The sequence below is a fragment of the Streptomyces sp. SudanB25_2051 genome (assembly GCF_964272635.1).
Taxonomy (GTDB): Bacteria; Actinomycetota; Actinomycetes; order Streptomycetales; family Streptomycetaceae; genus Streptomyces.
Genome location: NZ_OZ186787.1, coordinates 942,014 through 958,939, shown reverse-complemented (window position 1 = coordinate 958,939; position 16,926 = coordinate 942,014). Strand labels below are relative to the sequence as shown.

The 16,926-nt window shown below is 72.5% G+C and carries 16 protein-coding genes; 14 read left to right on the top strand and 2 right to left on the bottom strand.

The genetic code is table 11. The annotated features are described in order from the left end of the window. Positions 1 to 40: 40 nt before the first annotated feature. On the top strand, positions 41 to 2,017 hold the full coding sequence (gene thrS / locus ACSUPT_RS04175; RefSeq protein ID WP_436943487.1) for a threonine--tRNA ligase: 1,977 nt from the start codon (positions 41 to 43) through the stop codon (positions 2,015 to 2,017). Between the two features lie 69 nt (positions 2,018 to 2,086). Continuing rightward, positions 2,087 to 2,647: an HIT family protein gene (locus ACSUPT_RS04170; RefSeq protein ID WP_399219139.1), complete on the top strand. Its 561-nt coding sequence runs from the start codon at positions 2,087 to 2,089 to the stop codon at positions 2,645 to 2,647. Between the two features lie 75 nt (positions 2,648 to 2,722). On the opposite strand, the gene ACSUPT_RS04165 is transcribed toward ACSUPT_RS04170, so the two are convergent. Together ACSUPT_RS04165 and ACSUPT_RS04160 are read right to left on the bottom strand one after the other, a co-directional pair. Then, positions 2,723 to 4,345: a hypothetical protein gene (locus ACSUPT_RS04165; RefSeq protein ID WP_436943486.1), complete on the bottom strand. Its 1,623-nt coding sequence runs from the start codon at positions 4,343 to 4,345 to the stop codon at positions 2,723 to 2,725. Between the two features lie 207 nt (positions 4,346 to 4,552). Next, positions 4,553 to 6,766, bottom strand: coding sequence for an elongation factor G-like protein EF-G2 (locus ACSUPT_RS04160; RefSeq protein ID WP_436943485.1), 2,214 nt, complete (start codon positions 6,764 to 6,766; stop codon positions 4,553 to 4,555). 223 nt (positions 6,767 to 6,989) lie between these two features. On the opposite strand from ACSUPT_RS04160, the gene pgsA reads away from it, so the two are divergent. The 12 genes from pgsA to yajC all read left to right on the top strand — a co-directional run bounded on the left by pgsA (position 6,990) and on the right by yajC (position 16,807). Next, positions 6,990 to 7,721 (top strand): phosphatidylinositol phosphate synthase, encoded by a 732-nt coding sequence (pgsA, locus tag ACSUPT_RS04155; RefSeq protein ID WP_399219199.1) that lies wholly within the window; start codon positions 6,990 to 6,992, stop codon positions 7,719 to 7,721. Then, entirely contained in the window at positions 7,718 to 8,626 is a 909-nt protein-coding gene (locus ACSUPT_RS04150) for a phosphatidylinositol mannoside acyltransferase (RefSeq protein WP_436943484.1), read from the top strand. The genes pgsA and ACSUPT_RS04150 overlap by 4 nt, the downstream gene beginning before the upstream one ends. Then, on the top strand, positions 8,623 to 9,786 hold the full coding sequence (locus ACSUPT_RS04145) for a glycosyltransferase family 4 protein (protein ID WP_351962997.1): 1,164 nt from the start codon (positions 8,623 to 8,625) through the stop codon (positions 9,784 to 9,786). The genes ACSUPT_RS04150 and ACSUPT_RS04145 overlap by 4 nt, the downstream gene beginning before the upstream one ends. Positions 9,787 to 9,862: 76 nt before the next feature. Next, positions 9,863 to 10,669 carry an MBL fold metallo-hydrolase gene (locus ACSUPT_RS04140; RefSeq protein ID WP_436946167.1) on the top strand — a complete coding sequence of 269 codons (807 nt, stop codon included), beginning with the start codon at positions 9,863 to 9,865 and terminating at the stop codon, positions 10,667 to 10,669. An 11-nt stretch (positions 10,670 to 10,680) separates the two neighbouring features. After that, positions 10,681 to 11,223, top strand: coding sequence for a hypothetical protein (locus tag ACSUPT_RS04135; protein WP_351962996.1), 543 nt, complete (start codon positions 10,681 to 10,683; stop codon positions 11,221 to 11,223). Between the two features lie 152 nt (positions 11,224 to 11,375). After that, positions 11,376 to 12,290 (top strand): pyridoxal 5'-phosphate synthase lyase subunit PdxS, encoded by a 915-nt coding sequence (pdxS, locus tag ACSUPT_RS04130; RefSeq protein WP_315881502.1) that lies wholly within the window; start codon positions 11,376 to 11,378, stop codon positions 12,288 to 12,290. A 5-nt stretch (positions 12,291 to 12,295) separates the two neighbouring features. Then, positions 12,296 to 12,892: a pyridoxal 5'-phosphate synthase glutaminase subunit PdxT gene (pdxT, locus tag ACSUPT_RS04125; protein WP_351962995.1), complete on the top strand. Its 597-nt coding sequence runs from the start codon at positions 12,296 to 12,298 to the stop codon at positions 12,890 to 12,892. Positions 12,893 to 12,951: 59 nt separating this feature from the next. Continuing rightward, complete coding sequence (locus tag ACSUPT_RS04120; protein ID WP_436943483.1) at positions 12,952 to 13,704, top strand: YebC/PmpR family DNA-binding transcriptional regulator; 753 nt, start codon at positions 12,952 to 12,954, stop codon at positions 13,702 to 13,704. 143 nt (positions 13,705 to 13,847) lie between these two features. After that, complete coding sequence (ruvC, locus tag ACSUPT_RS04115; protein ID WP_351962993.1) at positions 13,848 to 14,378, top strand: crossover junction endodeoxyribonuclease RuvC; 531 nt, start codon at positions 13,848 to 13,850, stop codon at positions 14,376 to 14,378. After that, on the top strand, positions 14,375 to 14,980 hold the full coding sequence (gene ruvA / locus ACSUPT_RS04110; RefSeq protein ID WP_436943482.1) for a Holliday junction branch migration protein RuvA: 606 nt from the start codon (positions 14,375 to 14,377) through the stop codon (positions 14,978 to 14,980). Before ruvC ends, ruvA begins: the two co-directional genes overlap by 4 nt. 70 nt (positions 14,981 to 15,050) lie before the next feature. Continuing rightward, positions 15,051 to 16,145, top strand: coding sequence for a Holliday junction branch migration DNA helicase RuvB (ruvB, locus tag ACSUPT_RS04105; RefSeq protein WP_351962991.1), 1,095 nt, complete (start codon positions 15,051 to 15,053; stop codon positions 16,143 to 16,145). Positions 16,146 to 16,381: 236 nt separating this feature from the next. Next, positions 16,382 to 16,807 carry a preprotein translocase subunit YajC gene (yajC, locus tag ACSUPT_RS04100; protein WP_399219201.1) on the top strand — a complete coding sequence of 142 codons (426 nt, stop codon included), beginning with the start codon at positions 16,382 to 16,384 and terminating at the stop codon, positions 16,805 to 16,807. The last annotated feature ends 119 nt before the right edge of the window (positions 16,808 to 16,926 follow it).

Here is a 16,926-nt window from a genome sequence, read left to right as displayed (position 1 = left end):
CGCCCCTCCCGGGCGCACCCCCTTCAGTCAGGAGAGACCGGTGTCAGACGTCCGTGTGATCATCCAACGCGATTCCGAGCGGGAAGAGCGCGTGGTGACGACGGGCACTACGGCCGCCGACCTCTTCCCCGGCGAGCGCACCGTCGTCGCCGCCCGCGTGGACGGCGAGCTGAAGGACCTCGCTTACGAGCTCAAGGACGGCGAGACCGTCGAGGGCGTCGAGATCACCTCCGAGGACGGCCTCAACATCCTGCGCCACTCCACCGCGCACGTCATGGCCCAGGCCGTCCAGGAGCTCTTCCCGGAGGCCAAGCTCGGCATCGGCCCGCCGGTCAAGGACGGCTTCTACTACGACTTCGACGTCGACAAGCCGTTCACGCCCGAGGATCTCAAGGCCATCGAGAAGAAGATGCAGGAGATCCAGAAGCGGGGCCAGAGGTTCGCCCGCCGCGTCGTCACCGACGAGGCCGCCCGCGAGGAGCTGGCGGACGAGCCGTACAAGCTGGAGCTGATCGGCCTCAAGGGCTCCGCCTCGTCCGACGACGGCGCGGACGTCGAGGTCGGCGGCGGCGAGCTGACCATCTACGACAACCTCGACGCCAAGACCGGCGAGCTGTGCTGGAAGGACCTCTGCCGGGGCCCGCACCTGCCCTCGACCCGCGCGATCCCGGCGTTCAAGCTGATGCGCAACGCCGCCGCGTACTGGCGCGGCAGCGAGAAGAACCCGATGCTCCAGCGCATCTACGGCACCGCCTGGCCGTCCAAGGACGAGCTGAAGCAGTACCTGGACTTCCTCGCCGAGGCCGAGAAGCGCGACCACCGCCGCCTCGGCTCCGAGCTGGACCTCTTCTCCATCCCCGAGCAGATCGGCTCCGGCCTCGCCGTCTTCCACCCGCGCGGCGGCATCATCCGCCGGGTCATGGAGGACTACTCGCGCAAGCGGCACCAGGAAGAGGGCTACGAGTTCGTCTACACCCCGCACGCGACGAAGGGGCAGCTCTTCGAGACCTCGGGCCACCTGGACTGGTACGCCGACGGCATGTACCCGCCCATGCAGCTCGACGAGGGCGTGGACTACTACCTCAAGCCCATGAACTGCCCGATGCACAACCTGATCTTCGACGCCCGGGGCCGCTCGTACCGCGAGCTGCCGCTGCGGCTGTTCGAGTTCGGCACGGTGTACCGGTACGAGAAGTCGGGCGTCGTCCACGGCCTGACCCGGGCGCGGGGCTTCACCCAGGACGACGCGCACATCTACTGCACCCGCGAGCAGATGGCGGAGGAGCTGGACAGGACGCTCACCTTCGTCCTGAACCTGCTGCGCGACTACGGCCTGACCGACTTCTACCTGGAGCTGTCCACCAAGGACCCGGAGAAGTTCGTCGGCTCGGACGAGGCGTGGGAGGAGGCCACCTCGGTCCTCCAGCAGGTCGCCGAGAAGCAGGGCCTGCCCCTCACCCCCGACCCGGGCGGCGCGGCCTTCTACGGCCCGAAGATCTCCGTCCAGGCCCGTGACGCCATCGGCCGCACCTGGCAGATGTCCACCATCCAGCTCGACTTCAACCTCCCCGAGCGCTTCGACCTGGAGTACACGGCCGCCGACGGCACCAAGCAGCGCCCGGTCATGATCCACCGCGCGCTGTTCGGCTCGATCGAGCGGTTCTTCGCGGTCCTGCTGGAGCACTACGCGGGCGCCATGCCGCCGTGGCTGGCCCCGGTCCAGGCGGTCGGCATCCCGGTCGGCGACGCCCACGTCGAGTACCTCCAGGCCTTCGCCGCCGACGCGCGGAAGAAGGGCCTGCGGGTCGAGGTGGACGCCTCCTCGGACCGGATGCAGAAGAAGATCCGCAACCACCAGAAGATGAAGGTGCCGTTCATGATCATCGTCGGTGACGACGACATGAACGCGGGTACGGTCTCCTTCCGCTACCGCGACGGCTCGCAGGAGAACGGCATCCCCCGTGACCAGGCCATCGCGAAGCTGGCCGAGGTCGTGGAGTCACGCGTACAGGTGTGATCCGTCGACGCGGGGGCGGTACCCGGCCGGGTACCGCCCCTCGGCGTTTTCGGAGGCCGGCGTGGTCCTATGCTGAGGCGCATGACGAATGAGCCCGAGCAGCAGATCGGAGTCGGGACGCCGGACGCGTTCCAGCGCCTGTGGACGCCCCACCGGATGGCGTACATCCAGGGGGAGAACAAGCCCACCGGCTCGGGGGCCGACGACGGCTGCCCGTTCTGCTCGATCCCTGCCAAGCCCGACGAGGACGGGCTCGTCGTCCGCCGAGGCGAACACGTGTACGCGGTGCTGAACTTGTACCCCTACAACGGCGGCCACCTCATGGTCGTCCCGTTCCGGCACGTCGCCGACTACACCGACCTCACCACCGACGAGACCGTCGAGCTGGCGGAGTTGACCAAGCAGGCGATGACCGCGCTGCGCACCGCGTCCGGCGCGCACGGCTTCAACATCGGCATGAACCAGGGCGAGGCCGCCGGCGCCGGTATCGCCGCCCATCTCCACCAGCACATCGTCCCCCGCTGGGGCGGTGACACGAACTTCATGCCGGTGATCGCCAGGACCAAGGTCCTGCCCCAGCTCCTCGCCGACACCCGCCGCATGCTCGCGGACGCCTGGCCGACCGCCTGACCGGGGCGTTCGGCCGGCCACCTGACCGGGGCGCGCGGCTGACGGGCCGCCCTCCCGGCCGGCCCGCCCCGCCCGTCACGCGTCGTACACGTCGGCCTTCTTCGGGGCCGGGTCGGCGGTGAAGTCGCTGCCGGCGATGCTGGTCGTGTCCACGCCGTGCTCGTCGAGCATCTTGACGATCGCGGCGTGCACGGCGCGCATCACGGGCGTGGACGCGCGGATGACGTCGTCGGCCATGAAGCGGTGCTTCCACGGGGCCTCGGCCCAGGCGTGGCGCAGACCGAACGGCTCGGGCAGGACGAGCTTGCCGCCGAGGAAGTCGAGGACCGGCGGGAACCAGGTGAGCGGGGCGCGGACGGCGAGGCGTACGACCTCGTTGGTCTCCACCAGGGGGAGTTTGATCTCGCGGGTCTCCCAGAAGCGCACGGTCTTGGCGACTTCCCTGGTCTTCGCGGCCGGCTTGGTGGTGAACAGGCCGTGGACCGGGCCGAGGGCGTGTCCCGAGACCTCGATGCGCAGGGTGTGCAGCAGGGCGGTGACGGTGACCAGCATGGTCAGGACGAGCTGGCCGTCCCAGAGGACGAACTGCACGCCCAGGTAGTGGCGGTTGCCCTTGCCGAACTGGTTCTCGTTGCAGATGCGCTGGATCTCGTGCGGCTTCACCTGGAAGTGGACGATGTCCTCGCCCTCGGGGCGGCTGACCTCCTTGGCACCGGCGCCGACGGGGACGACGACCCAGTGGTTGACGGAGGGCGTCGGGAAGCCGCTCTTGAGGGTGCCGCGCTCCAGGAGCTTCAGCTGGTCGTGGATGGGCCGTATGACGTCCCAGGTGCGGAAGGCGTGGATCTCGCGGCCGTCGCGGGGCTTGAGCTCCTGGGCGAGGTGCCAGCCGCCCCAGCGGGTGCCCATGCCGAGTATGCCGCGCGGGCCCGCGTAGAAGACGACGTTGGAGCGCTGCTCGGCGTTGAGCTTCTCCAGTGACTGGCGGAGCTCCTCGGCGGCGGTCTCGCCGGGGTTCTGCGGGACGGCCTCGGGGATCTTGGCGGCCACGCCACCGCCGCTGAGAAGGCCCTCCCAGCGGGCCCGCAGGTCCTGGGCGGTGGTCTCGCAGACGTGCTTGGCGAGGAACCAGCCCACCACCGGCGCGATGATCATGGCGCGGAGGTAGAGGGAGAGGAAGCCGGCGAACGGCAGCTTGACCATGACGAGCGCGGCGAGGATGCCGACGCCGACGAGGAGTGCCGTACCGGCTGCTCCCGCGCGCTTGTTGGCGGCGCCCGCGAGGGTACGGCGGATCTGGAAGACGATCAGCCACAGGAGCAGTCCGGGGAGGAACGCGACGCCGCAGAGCAGGGTGATGAGGGTGAGGCGGAGGTCGCGCTGCTTGCGGATGCGGTTGGCGGCGAGGCAGTGCTCGACGACCGGCTGGGGGTCGGTGCCGAAGGACTGGATGACGGGTTTGCGGCCGCCGCCGAGCATGCGGACGACGACGGCGCGGGAGAACGCCTCGCCGAGGTTGGGCTCGAAGAGGGAGAACTTGCCCTTCTTGACGGTGGATTCGTACCACTCGTTGTTGGCCTTGAGGATGTCCTCGACCGGGCTGTCCCGGTACGCGGCGGAGGCCAGGGCGTTCGTGGCCACCGTCTGCCCGGACGAGCCCTGGAGCGGGACCTGTGCCCCGGGACCGAAACTGTCCATCGTGTCTTCCGCCCCCATCGACGCCTGTGCCGCAGCCGTTGCTCCCGCACTGCGGCCTTCCCAACCGGGCGCGGGCGCACACCTGCTGAGCCTGGCTCACCAGCCTATCGGGGAGCGGGGGCGCGCGTCAGGGCGTCGCGGAAGCCGTGCGGGCCGCCCGCCGGGAGGGGTTCGGCGGACGGCCCTTGCGGGGGGCGGGCCTGGAGGTCAGCGGCCCGCGGCCGGCTGGTTCTCCTTGCGGACCCGCTCCGCGACGGGGGACGGCATGGGCTCGTGCCGTACGTACGTGCGGCTGAAGCGGCCGGTGCCGTGGGTGAGGGAGCGGAGGTCGACGGCGTACCGGTCGATCTCGAGTTCGGGCACGTCGGCGCGGACGAGGGTGCGTCCGGGGCCTGCCTGGTCGGTGCCGACGACGCGGCCGCGGCGTCCGGAGAGGTCGCTCATGACGGGTCCCACGTAGTCGTCGGGGACGAGCACCTGCACCTCGGCGACCGGCTCCAGGAGGTTGACGGGGGCGTTCGCGGCGGCTTCGCGCAGGGCGAGGGCGCCGGCGGTCTGGAAGGCGGCGTCGGAGGAGTCGACGGAGTGGGCCTTGCCGTCGACGAGGGTGACGCGGATGTCGACCAGCGGGTGGCCGGTGGCGACCCCGCGGGCGGCCTGGGTGCGGACGCCCTTCTCGACGGACGCGATGAACTGGCGGGGCACGGCGCCGCCGACGACCTTGTCCAGGAACTCGATGCCGGAGCCGGGCGGCAGCGGCTCGACCTCGATGTCGCAGATGGCGAACTGGCCGTGGCCGCCGGACTGTTTGACGTGCCGGCCGCGGGCGGTGGCGGTGCCGGCGAACGTCTCGCGCAGCGCCACCCTGTGCGGGACGGCGTCGACCTGGACACCGTAGCGGGTGCGGAGGCGTTCGAGGGCGACGTCCCGGTGGGCTTCGCCGAGGCACCACAGGACGACCTGGTGGGTGTCCTGGTTCTGCTCCAGGCGCATGGTCGGGTCCTCGGCGGCGAGCCGGGCCAGGCCCTGGGAGAGCTTGTCCTCGTCGGCCTTGCTGCGGGCCTCGATGGCGAGGGGGAGCAGCGGGTCGGGCATGGCCCAGGGCGCCATGAGGAGCGGGTCGTCCTTGGCGGAGAGGGTGTCGCCGGTCTCGGCACGGGAGAGCTTGGCGACGCAGGCGAGGTCGCCGGCGACGCAGTGGCCCATCGGGAGCTGCTGCTTGCCGAAGGGGGCGAAGAGGGCGCCGACGCGTTCGTCGACGTCGTGGTCCTCGTGGCCGCGGTCGGCGAGGCCGTGCCCGGAGACGTGGACGGTCTCGTCGGGGCGGAGGGTGCCGGAGAAGACGCGTACGAGGGAGATCCTGCCGACGTAGGGGTCGGAGGAGGTCTTGATCACCTCGGCGGCGAGGGGCCCCTCGGGGTCGCAGGTGAGGGCGGGGCGGGGGGCGCCCTGCGGGGTGGTGACCTCGGGGACGGGGCGTTCCAGGGGGGTGGGGAAGCCGCGGGTGATGAGGTCGAGGAGCTCGACGGTGCCCAGGCCCTGGGCGGCGCCGGGGGCGGCGGGGGCCGCGGCGAGCACGGGGTGGAAGGTGCCGCGGGCGACGGCCTTCTCCAGGTCCGCGATGAGGGTCTTGAGGTCGATGTCCTCGCCGCCGAGGTAGCGGTCCATGAGGGTTTCGTCCTCGCTCTCCGCGATGATGCCTTCGATCAGGCGGTTGCGGGCCTCTTCGATGACGGGGAGCTGGGTGTCGTCCGGGGGGTTCTCCTTCCGTTCGCCGGTGGAGTAGTCGAAGATCTTCCGGGTGAGCAGGCCGGTCAGGCCGGTGGCGGGGGCGTGTCCGTCGGGGCTCTCGGGGCCGAGGACGGGCAGGTAGAGCGGGAGGACGGCGTCGGGGTCGTCGCCGCCGAAGATCTCGCCGCAGACGCGCGTGAGCCGCTCGTAGTCGGTGCGCGCGGTGTCGAGGTGGGTGACGACGATGGCGCGGGGCATGCCGACGGCGGCGCACTCCTCCCAGATGAGGCGGGTCGAGCCGGGGACGGCGTCGGCCTCCTGCGCGGCGGAGACGACGAAGAGGGCGGCGTCGGCGGCGCGCAGTCCGGCGCGGAGCTCGCCCGTGAAGTCGGCGTAGCCGGGGGCGTCCAGCAGGTTGATCTTGCAGCCGCCCCAGGTGAGCGGGGTGAGGGAGAGCTGCACGGACCGCTGCCGGCGGTGCTCGATCTCGTCGTGGTCGGAGAGGGTGGTGCCGTCCTCGACGCGTCCGGCGCGGTTGACGGCGCCGGCGGTGAGCGCGAGGGCCTCGACGAGGGTGGTCTTGCCTGATCCGCTGTGGCCGACCAGCACGACGTTCCTGATGGATGAGGGCTGGTCGGCCGCCGCCGCCCTGCCGGCGGCTCCGATGTGGGTGTTCGCCTTGTCGCCCATGGTTCTTCCTCCCGGTCGCTGGTGGACGGTGAGGTGGGGGGCGCGGGCAGGGGGAGCGGGTCGGGTGCGGGGCGGTGGCTCCGGCCCCGCCGGGTGGGCTCCGGCGGTGCCCGCGGTCGTTCTTCGAGCTTTCCACTGTGCGGGGGCGGCGTCCATACGTCGGGCATCCGCCGACGTCGCAGGGGGGTGGTGCGGGGGTGGGGAGGGGCGGTGCGTGGCTACGATGGGCCAGCCGGCGGCCGAAGGGGCCGCCCGGCACCACCGACCCCTCGGGAAGGCCATGCTGAACAAGTACGCGCGTGCATTCTTCACGCGTGTTCTCACACCGTTCGCCGCGTTTCTGCTCCGCCGCGGGGTGAGCCCCGACGCGGTGACGCTCGTGGGGACCGCGGGCGTCGTGGCGGGTGCGCTGGTCTTCTTCCCGCGCGGGGAGTTCTTCTGGGGCACGATCGTGATCACGCTGTTCGTGTTCTCCGACCTGGTCGACGGCAACATGGCACGTCAGGCGGGGGTCTCCAGCCGCTGGGGCGCCTTCCTGGACTCGACGCTCGACCGGGTCGCGGACGGCGCGATCTTCGGCGGGTTCGCGCTGTGGTACGCGGGCGGCGGGAACGACAACGTGCTGTGCGCGGTGTCGATCTTCTGCCTGGCGAGCGGCCAGGTCGTGTCGTACACCAAGGCGCGCGGCGAGTCGATCGGGCTGCCGGTGGCGGTGAACGGGCTGGTGGAGCGGGCCGAGCGGCTGGTCGTGTCGCTGGTCGCCGCGGGCCTGGCCGGGCTGCACGCCTTCGGGGTGCCGGGCGTGCAGGTGCTGCTGCCGGTGGCGCTGTGGGTGGTGGCCGTGGGCAGTGCGGTGACGCTCGGGCAGCGGGTGGTGACGGTGCGGCGTGAGGCCGCGGAGGCCGACGCGGCGCCCGGAGGCGGTACGCCGAGGGGGAGCGAGGCCACGTCGTGAGCGCGGGGGAACGGTTGACGGACGCCCTCTACGGGCTGGGCTGGGCGACGGTGAAGAAGCTGCCCGAGCCGGTCGCCGCGGGGCTGGGCCGGCGGATCGCCGACGCGGCGTGGAAGCGGCGCGGCCAGGGCGTGCTGCGCCTGGAGGCGAATCTGGCGCGGGTGGTGCCGGACGCGTCGCCGCAGCGGCTGGCGGAGCTGTCGCGGGCGGGGATGCGCTCGTACATGCGCTACTGGATGGAGTCGTTCCGGCTGCCGTCGTGGAGCGCGGAGCGCGTGGGCCGGTCCGTGGACATCAAGGACCTGCACCACCTGACGGACGGCCTCGCCTCCGGGAAGGGCGTGGTGCTGGCGCTGCCGCACCTGGCCAACTGGGACCTGGCCGGGGTGTGGGCCACGCGGGTGCTGGGCGTGCCGTTCACGACGGTCGCCGAGCGGCTGAAGCCCGAGTCGCTGTACGACCGGTTCGTGGCGTACCGCGAGTCGCTGGGCATGGAGGTGCTGCCGCACACGGGCGGCGCCGCCTTCGGGGCGCTGGCGCGGAGGCTGCGGGCGGGCGGTCTGGTGTGCCTGGTCGCGGACCGCGACCTGTCGGCCTCCGGGGTGGAGGTGGACTTCTTCGGGGAGCGGGCGCGGATGCCGGCCGGCCCCGCGCTGCTGGCGCAGCAGACCGGGGCGCTGCTGCTGCCGGTGACGCTCTGGTACGAGGACGGCGCGACCATGGGCGGCCGGGTGCACGCGCCGGTCGAGGTGCCCGCGTCAGGTACGCGGGCGGAGAGGACGTCCTCGATGACGCAGGCGCTGGCGGACGCGTTCGCCGGCGGGATCGCCGAGCACCCGGAGGACTGGCACATGTTGCAGCGGCTGTGGCTGAACGACCTCGACCCCGCGAAGGGGCCGAAGTGAGGATCGGCATCGTCTGCCCGTACTCGTGGGACGTGCCGGGCGGCGTCCAGTTCCACATCCGCGATCTGGCGGAGCACCTGATCCGGCTGGGCCACCACGTCTCGGTGCTGGCCCCGGCCGACGAGGGCACGCCGCTGCCGCCCTACGTGGTGTCGGCGGGGCGGGCCGTGCCCGTGCCGTACAACGGGTCGGTGGCGCGGCTGAACTTCGGGTTCCTCTCGGCGGCGCGGGTGCGGCGGTGGCTGCACGACGGCACGTTCGACGTGATCCACATCCACGAGCCGGCGTCCCCCTCGCTGGGGCTGCTGGCCTGCTGGGCCGCGCAGGGCCCGATCGTGGCGACGTTCCACACCTCCAACCCGCGGTCGCGGGCGATGATCGCGGCGTATCCGATCCTCCAGCCGGCGCTGGAGAAGATCAGCGCCCGGATCGCGGTGAGCGAGTACGCGCGCCGCACGCTCGTGGAGCACCTGGGCGGTGACGCGGTGGTCATCCCCAACGGCGTCGACGTCGACTTCTTCGCGCGGGCCGAGCCGAAGGCGTCCTGGCAGGGCCAGACGCTCGGGTTCATCGGGCGGATCGACGAGCCCCGCAAGGGCCTGCCGGTGCTGATGCGGGCCCTGCCGAAGATCCTTCAGGCCCGGCCCGAGACGCGGCTGCTGGTCGCGGGGCGGGGCGACGAGGAGGAGGCGGTCGCGTCGCTGCCCGCGCGGATGCGGCAGCGCGTGGAGTTCCTCGGCATGGTCAGCGACGAGGACAAGGCGCGGCTGCTGCGGAGCGTCGACGTGTACGTGGCGCCCAACACGGGCGGCGAGAGCTTCGGGATCATCCTGGTCGAGGCGCTGTCGGCCGGCGCGCCGGTACTGGCCAGCGACCTGGACGCGTTCGCGCAGGTACTGGACCAGGGCTCGGCGGGCGAGCTGTTCGCCAACGAGGACGCGGACGCCCTCGCCGACGCCGCGATCCGGCTGCTCGGCGACGAGGAGCGGCGGGCCGGGCTGCGCGCGCGGGGCAGCGCCCATGTGCGGCGCTTCGACTGGTCGACGGTGGGCGCGGACATCCTGGCGGTGTACGAGACGGTGACGGACGGCGCGGCGTCGGTCGCGACGGACGAGCGGACGACGGGGCTGCTGGCCCGCTGGGGGCTGGCGCGCGACTGAGGGGGTGGCCGATGGGGCGGACACGGCGGGACCGGTACGGCGCGGGGCGGCGCCGGTGAGGCCGGGGGCGGCGCGGGTGTCGGTGCGGCGGCTGGACCTGGGGTACTTCACCCGGCCCGCCGAGGAGGCCGGGACGCCGTGGCCGCGCGTGGAGCCGGTGCTGGCGTATCTGGTGCGGCACGAGGCGGGGCTGCTGCTGTTCGACACGGGCCTCGGGAGCGGCGACCCCGAGGCGGAGGCCCACTACCGGCCGCGCCGCCGGGACCTGCGGGAGGCGCTCGCGGCGGCCGGGGCCGGGCCGGGCGACATCGACCTGGTGGTCAACTGCCATCTGCACTTCGACCACTGCGGCGGCAACCCGCTGCTGGCCGGCCGGCCCGTCCTCGTACAGCGGCGGGAGCTGGCGGCCGCGCGGGCGGGCGGGTACACCATCGACGCGCTGGTGGACTTCCCCGGCGCGCGGTACGAGGAGCTGGACGGCGAGGCCGAGGTGTGGCCGGGCGTCCACGTCGTGCCCACGCCCGGGCACACGGACGGGCACCAGTCACTGGTCGTGGCCGGGCGGGACGGGGTGACCGTGCTGGCGGGGCAGGCGTACGACTTCGCGTCCGAGTTCGGGTCCGACGAGATGGCCCGGCGGGCGGCGCTCGACGGTGCCGCCCCCGGGCGCGGCCGCGCAGCCGGAGGCGCCCCCGACGCCCCGGGCGGCTCCGGGGGCGGCCCGGCGGGAGGCGCCGGGGACGGTGGGGCGGCCGTCCCGTACCGGCCCTGGCTGGACCGGCTGGCCGGCTTCGGGCCCGGGCGGGTGGTGTTCGCGCACGACCGGTCCGTGTGGGAGGGCGCCATGCCCGCGGGCGGGGGAGCGGCGGGGGCGCCCCGGTAGCCTTTGCGCCCGTGACCGAAACGCTGATCTGGATCGCCGTCGCCCTGTTCGCGATCGGCCTGTACCTGAGCTGGACCGCGGGGCGGCTCGACCGGCTGCACGCCCGTATCGACGCCGCCCGCGCCGCGCTGGACGCCCAGCTGCTGCGGCGCGCCTCGGTCGCCCAGGAACTGGCCACTTCCGGGATCCTCGACCCGGCCGCGTCCATCGTGCTCTACCAGGCCGCGCACGCGGCGCGGCAGGCCGAGGAGGAGCACCGGGAGGTCGCCGAGAGCGAGCTGAGCCAGGCACTGCGGGCCGTGTTCGGCGAGCCGGAGCAGATGGAGGCGGTACGGGAGGCCCCCGGCGGGGAGGAGGCCGTCGGCGAACTGGCCGCGGCGGTGCGCAGGGTGCCGATGGCGCGGCGCTTCCACAACGACGCGGTGCGGGCGGCGCGGGCACTGCGGCGCCACCGGAAGGTGCGGTGGTTCCGGCTGGCGGGCCACGCGCCGTTCCCGATGGCGTTCGAGATGGACGACGAGCCGCCGGTCGCCCTGGCCGACCGGCCGGCCTGAGGCCGCCTGCGGCCGGCGATGCCATTCGGCCACTTCAAAATGAGCCACCGGCTCCTCATTGGCCCTTGCTGTGGACTGGTCGGCGCGTGTTTGCTGCCTGTGTTGTCCCCGGGTCGCCGTACCCGCCCCGTTTTCTCCATGTGAGGTCTGACGTGTCCACCACGCCCACCACCACCCCCCAGGCCCCCGAGACCGGCACCGCGCGTGTGAAGCGCGGCATGGCCGAGCAGCTCAAGGGCGGCGTGATCATGGACGTCGTCACGCCGGAGCAGGCCAAGATCGCCGAGGACGCCGGCGCCGTCGCCGTCATGGCCCTGGAGCGGGTCCCCGCCGACATCCGCAAGGACGGCGGCGTGGCCCGCATGTCCGACCCGGACATGATCGAGGGCATCATCGACGCCGTCTCCATCCCGGTCATGGCCAAGTCCCGCATCGGCCACTTCGTCGAGGCGCAGGTCCTGCAGTCCCTCGGCGTCGACTACATCGACGAGTCCGAGGTCCTCACCCCGGCCGACGAGGTCAACCACTCCGACAAGTGGGCCTTCACCACCCCCTTCGTCTGTGGTGCCACCAACCTGGGCGAGGCCCTGCGCCGTATCGCCGAGGGCGCGGCGATGATCCGCTCCAAGGGCGAGGCCGGCACCGGCAACGTCGTCGAGGCCGTGCGCCACCTGCGCCAGATCAAGAACGAGATCGCCAGGCTGCGCGGCTACGACAACAACGAGCTGTACGCCGCCGCCAAGGAGCTGCGCGCCCCGTACGAGCTGGTCAAGGAGGTCGCCGAGCTCGGCAAGCTGCCGGTCGTGCTGTTCTCCGCCGGTGGCGTCGCCACCCCGGCCGACGCCGCGCTCATGCGCCAGCTGGGCGCCGAGGGCGTCTTCGTCGGCTCCGGCATCTTCAAGTCGGGCGACCCGGCCAAGCGCGCCGCCGCCATCGTGAAGGCCACCACCTTCTACGACGACCCGAAGATCATCGCGGACGCCTCCCGCAACCTGGGCGAGGCGATGGTCGGCATCAACTGCGACACCCTGCCCGAGGCCGAGCGCTACGCGAACCGGGGCTGGTAACGGCCATGAGCACCACCCCCGTCATCGGAGTCCTGGCCCTCCAGGGCGACGTACGGGAGCACCTGATCGCCCTGGCCGCGGCGGACGCCGTGGCCAGGCCGGTCCGGCGCCCCGATGAGCTCGCCGAGGTGGACGGCCTGGTCATCCCGGGCGGCGAGTCCACGACGATCTCCAAGCTGGCGAACCTCTTCGGCATGATGGAGCCGCTGCGCGAGCGCATCGCCGCCGGCCTGCCGGTGTACGGCACCTGCGCCGGGCTGATCATGCTCGCCGACAAGATCCTCGACCCGCGGTCGGGCCAGGAGACCCTGGGCGGCATCGACATGATCGTCCGCCGTAACGCCTTCGGGCGGCAGAACGAGTCCTTCGAAGCCCGCGTCGACATGGCCGGGATCGACGGCGGCCCCGTGGAGGGCGTCTTCATCCGCGCCCCCTGGGTCGAGTCGGTCGGCGCGTCGGCCGAGGTCGTCGCCGAGTACGACGGCCACATCGTCGCCGTACGGCAGGGCAACGCGCTCGCGACGTCCTTCCATCCGGAGCTGACCGGGGACCACCGGGTGCACGCCCTGTTCGTCGACATGGTGCGCGCCGTGGCCGCATGAGATCCCGGTAGGATCTCTGGGGTTCGTTCTGAATTTGGTTACGCGAAGGAGACAGGCAGATGTCCGGCCACTCTAAATGGGCTACGACGAAGCACAAGAAGGCCGTGATCGACGCCAAGCGCGGCAAGCTCTTCGCGAAGCTGATCAAGAACATCGAGGTCGCCGCCCGCACCGGCGGCGGCGACCCCGACGGTAACCCGACGCTCTATGACGCAATTCAGAAGGCCAAGAAGAGCTCGGTTCCGAACAAGAACATCGACTCCGCGGTCAAGCGCGGCTCCGGCCAGGAGGCCGGCGGCGCCGACTACGAGACGATCATGTACGAGGGCTACGGCCCGAACGGTGTCGCGGTCCTCATCGAGTGCCTCACCGACAACCGCAACCGCGCCGCCTCCGACGTGCGCGTCGCCATGACCCGCAACGGCGGCTCCATGGCCGACCCGGGCTCCGTCTCGTACCTCTTCAACCGCAAGGGCGTCGTGATCGTCCCCAAGGGCGACCTGACCGAGGACGACGTGCTCGGCGCGGTCCTCGACGCCGGCGCCGAGGAGGTCAACGACCTCGGCGAGACCTTCGAGGTCATCAGCGAGGCCACCGACCTGGTCGCCGTGCGCACCGCCCTCCAGGAGGCCGGCATCGACTACGAGTCGGCCGAGGCCAGCTTCGTCCCGACCATGCAGGTCGAGCTGGACGAGGAAGGCGCCCGCAAGATCTTCAAGCTGATCGACGCGCTGGAGGACAGCGACGACGTGCAGAACGTCTTCGCCAACTTCGACGTCTCCGACGACGTCATGGCGCAGGTCGACGCCTGAGCCGCGGCGGCACCGCCTGACGGACGCGCCCACGGGCCGACGGGGACACCCCCGTCGGCCCGTCGCGTTGTCAGTCCCAGCCGATAGCCTGCGTGAACAGGGCATCGCCCGGCCGCCGGCCGGGGGAGGACGAAGGAGGCCGCGTGCGCGTGCTAGGGGTGGACCCGGGGCTGACCCGGTGCGGGATCGGCGTCGTCGAGGGGGTCGCGGGACGCCCGCTGGCCATGCTCGGCGTCGGCGTCGTCCGCACCCCGGCCGACGCCGACATCGGCCACCGCCTCGTCGCCGTCGAGCGCGGCATAGAGGAGTGGCTCGACGAGCACCGGCCCGAACTGGTCGCCGTTGAGCGCGTGTTCAGCCAGCACAACGTGCGTACGGTGATGGGCACCGCCCAGGCCAGCGCGGTCGCCATGCTCTGCGCCTCCCGCCGCGGCATCCCCGTCGCCCTGCACACGCCCAGCGAGGTCAAGGCCGCCGTCACCGGCAGCGGCCGCGCCGACAAGGCGCAGGTCGGCGCCATGGTGACCCGCATCCTCCGGCTCGCCGCGCCGCCCAAGCCCGCGGACGCCGCAGACGCCCTCGCCCTCGCCATCTGCCACATCTGGCGCGCCCCCGCGCACAACCGCCTCCAGCAGGCGGTCGCCCAGCACGCGTTGAAAGGCCGAACCGCATGATCGCCTTCGTCACCGGCCCGGTCGCCGCCCTCGCCCCGACCACCGCCGTCATCGAGGTCGGCGGCGTCGGCATGGCCGTCCAGTGCACGCCCGACACGCTCTCCACCCTGAGGATCGGTCAGGAGGCCCGCCTCCACACCTCCTTGGTCGTCCGGGAGGACTCCCTCACGCTGTACGGCTTCGCCGACGACGACGAGCGGCAGGTCTTCGAACTGCTCCAGACCGCCAGCGGCGTCGGCCCCCGCCTCGCCCAGGCCATGCTCGCCGTCCACAGCCCGGACGCCCTGCGCGCCGCCGTCGCCTCCGGCGACGAGAAGGCCCTCACCGCCGTCCCCGGCATCGGCAAGAAGGGCGCGCAGAAACTCCTCCTGGAGCTGAAGGACCGGCTCGGCGCCCCGCTCGGCTCGGCCCGCCCCACCGCCGCGGCCGCCCCCGGCTGGCGCGACCAGCTCCACGCCGCGCTCGTCGGCCTGGGCTACGCCGCCCGCGAGGCCGACGACGCGGTGGCGGCCGTCACCCCGCACGCCGAGGCCGCCGACGGCGAACCGCAGATCGGCGCCCTGCTGAAGGCCGCCCTCCAGACCCTCAACCGCGCCCGCTAGCCCCCGGACCCGCCGCCGGCCCGGCCCGCCAGGCCCCACCCCACCCCCCACCCCCGCGAGGAGACGTGCAGTGAACTGGGACGAGACGACCGACGCGACCGCGCCCGAGCGGCCCGTCGGCCCCGCCGCGGACCGGCTGGTGGGGCCTGCCGCCGACCGCGACGACCAGGCCGTCGAAGCCGCCCTGCGCCCCAAGGACCTGGACGAGTTCATCGGCCAGGAGAAGGTCCGCGAGCAGCTCGACCTGGTCCTCAAGGCCGCCCGCGCCCGCGGCGCCACCGCCGACCACGTCCTGCTCTCCGGCGCGCCCGGCCTCGGCAAGACCACCCTCTCCATGATCATCGCCGCCGAGATGGGCGCCCCCATCCGCATCACCTCGGGCCCCGCCATCCAGCACGCCGGCGACCTCGCCGCGATCCTCTCCTCCCTCCAGGAGGGCGAGGTCCTCTTCCTCGACGAGATCCACCGCATGTCCCGGCCCGCCGAGGAGATGCTGTACATGGCGATGGAGGACTTCCGCGTCGACGTGATCGTCGGCAAGGGCCCCGGCGCCACCGCCATCCCGCTCGAACTGCCGCCGTTCACCCTCGTCGGCGCCACCACCCGCGCGGGCCTCCTCCCCCCGCCGCTGCGCGACCGCTTCGGCTTCACCGCGCACATGGAGTTCTACGCCCCCGCCGAGCTGGAGCGCGTCGTCCACCGGTCCGCCCGCCTCCTCGACGTGGAGATCGACACCGAGGGCGCCGCCGAGATCGCCGGACGCTCCCGCGGCACGCCCCGCATCGCCAACCGGTTGCTGCGCCGCGTCCGCGACTACGCGCAGGTCAGGGCCGACGGCACGATCACCCGCGAGATCGCCGCGACCGCGCTCGCCGTGTACGAGGTCGACGCCCGCGGCCTCGACCGGCTCGACCGCGCCGTGCTGGAGGCCCTGCTGAAGCTGTTCGGCGGCGGCCCCGTCGGCCTGTCCACGCTCGCCGTGGCCGTCGGGGAGGAGCGCGAGACCGTCGAGGAGGTCGCGGAACCGTTTCTCGTACGGGAGGGACTGCTCGCCCGGACACCCCGCGGACGCGTCGCCACCCCGGCCGCGTGGGCGCACCTCGGACTCGTACCCCCGCAGGCGGCGGGCCCGGCGGGCGGGCAGCCGGGACTGTTCGACGCGTGACGGCGCGGACACGTGCCGCCTGACGGCGCGGATACTCGCCCGGTCAGGAACCACGGTGCGATGCTGGGCGTTGTTCCATCGATGCGGACTCGCCTAGACTCCGCCGATGCCGCCCTTTCAGGTCGGCGTACCCACCCCCGTAGATCAGGCCGCCTCACCAGCGCGGTCGTGCGAAGGAATTCCGTCCCGTGGATAACATCGGCGTGCTTCTCCCCTTCATCGTGCTCATCGGGGCCATGTTCCTGATGACCCGCTCTGCGAAGAAAAAGCAGCAGCAGGCCATGGAAATGCGCAACCAGATGCAGCCAGGCACCGGCGTGCGGACGATCGGGGGGATGTACGCCACGGTCAAGGAGGTCGGCGACGACACGGTCCTCCTGGAAGTCGCGCCGGGCGTTCACGCCGTCTACGCGAAGAACGCGATCGGCGCCGTCCTCGAGGACGACGAGTACAACCGGATCGTGCACGGCGACACGGGCACCGAGACCGGGGACGACGTGACGTCCGACGACCTCCCGGTCGTGCCGGACGACGCCTCCTCGCTCGTCGAGCCCGCCGACGACACCGCGGACACCGCGAAGCCCGACCTCACCAAGAAGGCCGACGCGGACGACGCCGCGCCCAAGGACGGCAAGACCGACGGCGAGGCCGACGCGAAGTAGCCGGACACGGGGACCGCCGGGCGCCCACGGGTGTCCGGCGGTCCGTGGATTCGCGTCACATCTGCATCTGCGGGGGCAGGTCCCCACACACACTTCGTGGCCGCCCCACGCACACCCGG